Annotated in this window: 4 protein-coding genes; 1 reads left to right on the top strand and 3 read right to left on the bottom strand. The window is 62.9% G+C overall.

From position 1 onward, the window contains the following. Window positions 1–32 precede the first annotated feature (32 nt). From F8N49_RS22260 to F8N49_RS22250, 3 genes are all read right to left on the bottom strand, one after another. Entirely contained in the window at window positions 33–1,394 is a 1,362-nt protein-coding gene (locus F8N49_RS22260) for a DUF3999 domain-containing protein (RefSeq protein WP_151552615.1), read from the bottom strand. After that, window positions 1,391–4,972, bottom strand: a complete 3,582-nt coding sequence (locus F8N49_RS22255) for a DUF2339 domain-containing protein (RefSeq protein ID WP_151552612.1) — start codon at window positions 4,970–4,972, stop codon at window positions 1,391–1,393. The genes F8N49_RS22260 and F8N49_RS22255 overlap by 4 nt, the downstream gene beginning before the upstream one ends. A 251-nt stretch (window positions 4,973–5,223) precedes the next feature. Next, window positions 5,224–7,674, bottom strand: a complete 2,451-nt coding sequence (locus F8N49_RS22250; RefSeq protein WP_016772100.1) for a glycogen/starch/alpha-glucan phosphorylase — start codon at window positions 7,672–7,674, stop codon at window positions 5,224–5,226. Between the two features lie 259 nt (window positions 7,675–7,933). On the opposite strand from F8N49_RS22250, the gene F8N49_RS22245 reads away from it, so the two are divergent. Then, a partial coding sequence (locus F8N49_RS22245) for a YkgJ family cysteine cluster protein (protein ID WP_151552610.1) occupies window positions 7,934–8,329 on the top strand: 396 nt, incomplete at its 3' end.

The raw sequence follows: 8,329 nt of genomic DNA, 5'->3' as shown, positions 1-8,329 counted from the left end.
TTGCCAGCGATTGGCGCGCAGCGCCGCCATGCTCAGGTATTGGCAGGCGGCTTGCGCAACAGGCTGAACGCCATCGCCCCGAGAAACACCACACTGAGCAGCAACACCGCCCACAGCCCGAACTTCTTCCAATTGGTCCCGGCCACCGCAGCCGTCGTCGCCGTTGAGGTTTGCGTGGCCACTGCTTCGTCCTGCACCGTCGCCTTGCCCAGGCTCGCCAGCTTTTCTGGCTTGAAGTCCGGAATCAACGTTGCCAGTGGCAGGTTCGCCGTTTTCACGGTGGCATTGCCCAAGGCCAGGCTGTACGGCCCTTCGCCCCGGGCGAGGAAGATCACCTGCGTGGCGCGCACCGCATATTTCAGGTCCGGCGCCTGCTCACCCAGACCGCCGCCACGCTCATCCACGGTCAGCTTGAGTTGCTGCACGGTCTGCCCGGACAGCGGGATTTCGTTCTGCACCACGTCCTGATTGTTCTGGCTCAGGCGATACAGCAAACCGCTGCTCAGCGTCTGCCACGGCAAGTTGCTCTCCCTCCGGCCGGCCAACGTCACCGGCGCGAGACTGTTCGGCTGTTTCAGCTCAACCTGCACCCGCTCGACATTCAGCCCCATCGGCAACTGCCAGATGTATTCCCCGGATTTGCTGCTGCCGGCCACGCTGGGCGACCACACCAAAGGCAGCGGCAGGTTGCGCGGGTCGCTGCTTTTCAATTGCGCCGACGTCAGGACGGGCGCCGAACCCGGCGACTCCCACAACAGGCGCACATAGCGCGCGGTCCGCCCCGGCAGGGTCACTTCGTGCTGTTCGATGCGCTCATCGGAAAAGGTCAGCCGTGCCACTTGGCCCTCGCCCCATGACTGCCAGTGCTGCAGATCGTCGCTGGCCTCGATGCTGAAACGCTGGAAACCGTCGCGCTCGCTGGTCCAGTCGAGGATCAACTGCTGCAACGGTGCCTTGATCGCACTGGCATCGAGCAGCCAGCCGCGCAGCACTTCTTCGCCCGCCTCCAGTTGCGTGGACGGTTGCACTTCGACCAAGGTGCCGTTGGTGGTCGACTGCACGCGCACATTCGGCGCACGCTCGCTGGCGTCGGCAGCGTTGTACAGCGGGAACCACTTGACCTCATGCAGCTTGCCGTCGTCGCGGGTCTGCGCCGACTCGCGAGCCAAGGCGTAGGCCTGCGCTTCGCCGGCGGCGTTGAACACACGCAGGTCGCTGAGATCGGTCTGGCGCGCCTGCAATTGCGCGCTCAGCGGCAGGTCGAGGCGATACCACGGGCCATTGCCGCTCACCGTCAACGGCACTTGCGTGGCGAAGTCCGCCGGTTTTTCCTGAGCGCCAGCGACCATCACCACGCCCAGCGCCAACCACCCCAGATTCAGCATGCGACTCAAGATGCAACTCCTTCAGTATCCGGCGCGGGTTTGTCCGCCGCCGGTTCAGCCTCGACGCGCTTGGGTGGCAGCGGCGCGAAGTAGCCCACCACCAGCAGCAATACGCCGACACCGATAAACGAGACGATCCGGGCGAGACCGCCACGGTTGCTCAGTTCGACAAAAATCAGTTTGGCCACCACCAGCGCAATCAGCGCCGCGCCGATCAGCCACACTTCGCGGCGATGGCGCAGATGGCCGCCGATCATCAGCCCCAGCGCCATCAACGTCCAGACGATCGACAGGCCGGCCTGCACCAGCATCGACGCGAGCAGTTGATCAAGCTCGAACGGGATGCCGGCCCAGTGATGCGCCGCGCGGGTGACCAGCGCGGTGCAGAAGGCGAACAGCGAAACCCCGGCGATCAGTTGCGTGGCGTGGTCGGCATGATCCTGACGGATCGACAACTGCGCAACGGCGCTGCGCGACCAGACATAAACGCCGAACAGCGCAAACAGCAGCCCCAGCTCCAATGGGTTGAGCAGCGGCACGTAAGGCAACGGTTCGGCATTGCCATCGCTGACGCCATTGGCCAGCCAGACCCACGCCAGCATCAGCACCGCCAGCGGTGCCGCCGCATACAAGCGGTACTCGCGGGCAAACGCGGCCACCGGCCACGGCCACGTTCGGGGAGCAGCCATCAGCAACAGATAGAGGCTCGGCAGAATTGCCCAACCCAACCAGCGCCAGGCATTGTATTGCTCGGACAACAGCAGCAGGCCGTAACGCAACTCCAGCGCCAGCACGCCAATCAGCAGCCAGCAACCGAGCACATGGGCCACGCTCAATGCGCGCGCCGGCAACATGGACCCCAAGCGGCGCAGGCTGAAGAAGTGCACCACGAACAGCGCCGGCCACGCCAGCCAGCCGAAGTCGGCGGCCGGGTGGTAGCGCGAATGCCAAGCGCCGAGCAAAACCAGCGCCGCCGCCGGAATCAGCAAGGTGCAGAGCAACCCCAGCGCCGGCCATTTCAAGCGCAGTGACAACAGCGTCCACAGCGCCACACTGATCGCAGCGACCAGCAGCAACAATGTGCCTTGCAGATTCGGCGAGGCGAAACGCAGGATTTCGCTGACCCACGCCAGCGTCCACCAACCGGCGCCCCAGACCAGTAGCACTTGCGACAAGCGCCGCAAACTCAAGGCATCAAAAGCCGTGGCATGGTTGCCCAGTTGCAAGCGCCATGCACCGATCAGCGCGGCCAGCCCCAGCACCAGCGGTGTCCAGAAGCCGCCATGGGCCAAAGGGCTCAATCCTTCGCTAGACAACGGCCCGAGCCATTCAGGCCCGGCGAGCAGAAACGCTGCGCCGCCGACCACCTGCAACAGCAGCCCGAAAACGAAACTCAGACGCTGTTGCAGGTACAGGCTCAGCCAGATGATCAGCAAACCGCTGGCCGCCCACACCGCGCTCGCGGTTTGCCACGGCAGCACGAACAGCACCGCCAGATTGATCAGTACCAGCCCGGCCAGCAGCACCACCGACAAGCCACGCAGCAGGCGCACATCGCCGCGCACCATCTCGTCCCGCGCCGCCAGCAGCATGCCGCCAATCAAGGCCAGACCGATCAGCGATGCACTGAGCAAACCGCTCCAGCCAGCGCTGAACACCGCCGTCGAATCTTCGCCGGCCGTTTGCAGGCGCAACAGAAATAACGCGCCGCCCAGCAACTGCACGGCGAACGCGGTAAACAGAAATGTGCGCGATTGAATTCGCAAGCCAACAAACAAGGTCGCCAACCCGGCCAAGGCCCAACTGATCGCCGTGCCCTGGATGAACAGGAACAACGGCGCCAGCAGATACAGGAACGTCAGGCCCAGACACGCCAGCACTGGCAGGCCTTGCCTTTCCCACGGCAATGTTTGCTCGGGCGTAGCCTTGCGCAGTTGGAAGAAACTGAACAGCAGCGCGGCGCCAAGCATCAGCGCGCCCAGCGGTGCGCCGTCGAGCAGGCTGCTCTCGCCGGGCTGCAACTGGCTGAGAAACGCCAGTGCCGAACCCAGTTGCAGCAGTAAGGCAAAGGCCCGGGCAAACGGTCGATGCTGACGCAAGCCAAGCCAGAAAATTCCCGCGCCTTCCACGGCCCACGCCGCAGAAGTCCAGCGCGCATCGAGCCCCAGCGGAATCGCCAGGCTGGCGAAAATCACTCCCAGCGCCAGGCAGGTTTCGCCCAGCAGCATCGCGCGCCCGCCCATCAAAACTTTGGCCAGCGCCATATAGATCATGCCCAGCGCCAACGCACTGAACGCCGCCGCGAATTCGAGGTGCTGGACCAACGCAAACTGCAAACCGAAGCCAATGATCGGCGGGCCGAACAGCAGGGTGCCGTCGACATAATCACCCTTGCGTGCAGACCATTGCAGCAGCGCCTCGCGATCAGCCTCCGCCGGAGCATCCTGCAGGTCGCGCAATTTGCGCCGGGCGAAGAGCAGGCCGATGGCGAGGTACATGAGGAAAAACAAAATCAGGAACGGCTCGGTGCTCCACAGCAATTCCGGCGTGTAGGAACGCAGGCCCCAGGCGAATCCGATACCGAAGGTACCGACGAAACCGATCAGGTTGAGCAGCCGCCAGGCCTTGAACCAGGCGATAGCAAGAATGCCCGCGTTGAGGAGAGCGAAATAGCTGAACAGTGCGACGTGATTGCCTTCGCCGGTAGAAGTCAGAATAGGCGCGGCGAAACCACCGAGTGCCGCCGCTGCGGCCAACCCCAGCGCGTCCTGGGTAATCGCCAGAATGGCCGAGAACACCGTCACCGCGACCAGCAAACCGAGTGCAGCGGACGGATCAAGCAACGGATGCAGACGCATCGCCGCAAACACCGTCAGGTACAACACCGCGATCCCGGTGCCTTGCAGCATCAATGCATAGTTGCTGTTGCGTCGGCGCAACCACCAGCCCAGCGCAAGCAGAGCCAACGCCGCTGCCGCGACGCCGGCGTAACGCAACTCGATCGGCACCACCATGCCTTCGGTGGCGTAACGCAGTAAAAATGCCAGACCGAAAAACAGCAGCACCACACCGACGCGCAGCACTGTATTGCCGCCAAACAGCCAGTTGCGCGCAGCGCTGATGCCGCGTTCGATCAGGTTCGGGCCACGGGGTTCGGCGGTTTTTTGTGGCGGTGCCGCAGGAGCCGGTTCGGCGCGCCAGACATCCGCCGGCAACGGCTGGCTGGTTTCGCGGGCGACGGTGGAGATCGGTTCGACTTCGGGGGGCAGTTCCCAGATCAGTTCAGGGGTCGGGGCAGCCTGCTCAGCCACGTCGACGGGTGCGGCGACTGGCTCGGCTTCAGGTGGCGGCGCGGGCGCATGCGAGGGCGAACCCTCCAGCACAAACAGCCGCTGAGCCACGCCTTGCAAGGCTTCGCGCACCTGCTCAAGTTGACGCTGTTGCTCCGCCGCCTGCGAGCCAAGGCGCGCGATGCGCAGCGCCTGGCCGATGACCAGCCCCAGCAGCGCACCCAACAGCGCGCCACTCAACGACTCGTCGAGCAGTCCACCGAGCACCAGCCCGATCAACATGAACATCCATTGCATGGTCGATATCCCTAAGCAGCCCCGGGGCGGGGCGAGTCCGGCGATGGCTTCAGTCTAGGCACAAACCGTGTGGGAGCCAGCCTGCTCGCGAAGGCGGATTGTCAGCCAACATTTCTGTTTAAGTCGACGATCGCTTCGCGAGCAGGCTCGCTCCCACAGGGTACGGCGGTGATTGATGCCTTTTAACCGGCGCTCAGTATATCGATCCGGCCCAACAAACGTTGGGCCTTGCGCAGATTTGTCGGGGAAAGTTACTCCAGCGCTTTCCAGATATCCGTGGCGTACTCGCGAATCGTCCGGTCGGAAGAGAACCAGCCCATCCGCGAGGTGTTGAGCACCGCCGAACGCCACCAGTTCTGCGAGTCATGCCAGTGCGCATCGACACGTTTCTGCGCTTCCCAGTAGGAGTCGAAATCGGCGCAGACCAGGAAGCGGTCATAGTCGATCAACGAGTCGATCAGGCCGGTGTAACGAGAGGTATCGTCCGGCGAGAACACACCGCTGCGAATCGCTTGCAGCACATCGTTCAAACGATGGGAGGCGGCGATGTCGGGTACGGCGCTGAACTCGTGGTTCTGCTTGCGCGCCTCAACCTGTTGCGCGCTGAGACCGAAGATGAACATGTGCTCGGCACCGATGCGCTCGCACATTTCCACGTTGGCACCGTCGAGGGTGCCGATGGTCAGCGCGCCGTTGAGGCCGAACTTCATGTTACTGGTGCCCGACGCCTCGAAACCGGCGGTGGAAATCTGCTCGGACAAGTCCGCCGCCGGGATGATGCTCTCGGCCAGGCTGACGTTGTAGTTGGGCAGGAACACCACTTTCAGCAGGCCACGCACGGTCGGATCGTTGTTCACCACCCGAGCGATGTCATTGGTCAGCTTGATGATCAGCTTGGCCTGGTGGTAACTCGCCGCCGCTTTACCGGCGAAGATCTTCACCCGTGGCACCCAGTCGACTTCCGGCTCGGCACGAATCGCCTGATACAACGCCACGGTGTGCATCAGGTTGAGCAACTGACGCTTGTATTCGTGGATACGTTTGACCTGCACGTCGAACATCGCCGCCGGGTTGACCGCGATCCCCAGGCGCTCGTGAATCAGATAGGCCAGCGCCTTCTTGCTGTGCAAACGCTGCTCGGCGAAGGCTTTGCGGAACGCGGTTTTCTCGGCGAACGGCTCGAGTTCGAGCAGGCGCTCTTCAGGATGATCGAGCAGGTCCGGGCCGAGGGCATCGACCAGCATCGAAGTCAGTTCCGGGTTGGCCTGATACAGCCAGCGGCGGAAGGTGATGCCGTTGGTTTTGTTGTTGATCCGCTCAGGGTAGAGCTTGTGCAGTTCGGCGAATACGGTTTTGCGCATCAGCTGCGTATGCAGACCGGACACGCCGTTGACGCTGTGCGAACCGAGGAACGCGAGGTTGCCCATGCGCACCCGGCGGCCGTTGTCTTCTTCGATCAGCGACACCGCGCGCAACACGTCGAAGTCATGAATGCCCTTGGCCCGCAGCGAATCGATGTGCTGCGCGTTGATCAGGTAAATGATCTGCATGTGCCGTGGCAGCATGCGTTCCATCAGCCCGACCGGCCAGGTTTCCAGCGCTTCCGGCAGCAGCGTGTGGTTGGTGTACGACAGCGTGTCGACGGTGACTTGCCATGCTGCGTCCCACGCGACGTCGTAGACGTCGACCAGTTGGCGCATCAGTTCGGCCACGGCGATTGACGGGTGAGTGTCATTGAGCTGGATCGCCGCGTGATCACCGAGGGTCAGCACCGAGGTGTGCATGTTGCGGTGACGGCGCAGCAGATCCTGCAGCGAAGCGGCGACAAAGAAGTATTCCTGACGCAGGCGCAGTTCTTGCCCGGCTTCGGTGCTGTCGGCGGGATAAAGGACGCGGGAGATACTTTCAGCGCGGGCCACTTCCGCCACGGCGCCCAAGTGGTCACCGGCGTTGAAGCGTTCCAGGTGCAGGTCTTCCATGGCGCGGGCACGCCACAGGCGCAGAGTGTTGACGCTCGCTCCGCGCCAGCCGACCACCGGCGTGTCATAAGCAATTGCGCGCACGGTTTCCGCCGGCGACCAGACCTGACGAGTCTTGCCGGAGGCATCGGTGACGGTTTCGACGCTGCCGCCGAAGCCGATCGGGTACGCCACTTCCGGCCGTTCGAATTCCCAAGGGTTGCCGAAATCCAGCCAGTGTTCGGTCTGCTCCTGTTGCCAGCCATCGACGATCGCCTGACGGAACAAGCCGTGTTCATAACGAATGCCATAGCCATGGCCGGCGATGCCGAGGGTCGACATGCTCTCCATGAAGCACGCCGCGAGACGACCGAGGCCGCCGTTGCCGAGCGCCGCGTCGGGCTCCAGCAGACGAATGCGTTCCAGATCGACGCCCAGTTCGGTCAGCGCTTCACGGGCGACGTCGAGCAGGCCGAGGTTGCTCAGGCTGTCGTAGAGCAAACGGCCGATGAGAAATTCCAGCGAGAGGTAATAAACCCGCTTCTGGCCTTTGCGATAGATCTGTCGGGTGTGGTCCATCCAGTGTTCGACCATGTGATCACGCGCAGCCAGGGCGATGGCTTCGAACCAGTCATGGTCGAAGGCGTGATCGGGGTCTTTGCCCACGGCGTAGGTGAGTTTGGTCAGGACGGCGTCGCGGAATGCGGCCACCTCTGCTTCGCGAACTAGTGGTTCTTGAGTCATCAACAGGACCTCGAGCGAGCGGGAATTTTCTGAGCCTAGACGGTCTGACCGGCGCTAACGGCTCTGGTTCGGCAGTATTTGCGCGGACTGTGCGCCAGTGCGACATAACCCTGGCGGATGAGCCAATGAATGCAGGGGCCGTGCCGTCCTGTCGGGCAAAATGCGGCCGCTGCGAAAATATCCGGCGAAAGGTTGTTCAAAATTCCACCGCTCCCGGTATGATCGCGCGCCCTGATGCATACACGCCTGGTAACTCCCGATGATGAAGCCCAACCTGATCGCCGCCGCCGAGATTGATCGTCTCGATACGTGGGCCAAATATTCGGCACCGATGTGCGGCTCGTGCATGTCCAGCTGCTGCACGCTGCCCGTCGAAGTGAAGATCAAGGATCTGGTGCGCATCGGTGTGGTCGACGAGTTCGAACTGGGCGATCCGCCAAAGAACATCGCCAAGCGCCTGCAAAAGGAAGGTCTGGTCGAGCGCTTCAATCAGAAGTCGGGAATCTTCACCCTCCAGCGCATGAGCAACAACGACTGCTATTACCTGGATCGTAAAACCCGCCTGTGCACCATTTATGACAAGCGCCCGGACACCTGCCGCAACCACCCGAAGATCGGCCCGCGGCCGGGGTATTGCGCTTATAAGCCGAAAGAA

It is taken from the genome of Pseudomonas sp. GXM4 (genome assembly GCF_008923895.1).
Taxonomy (GTDB): Bacteria; Pseudomonadota; Gammaproteobacteria; order Pseudomonadales; family Pseudomonadaceae; genus Aquipseudomonas; species Aquipseudomonas atacamensis.
The sequence above is the reverse complement of the archived record's forward strand: the minus strand, read 5'-3'. Positions and strand labels throughout refer to the sequence as shown.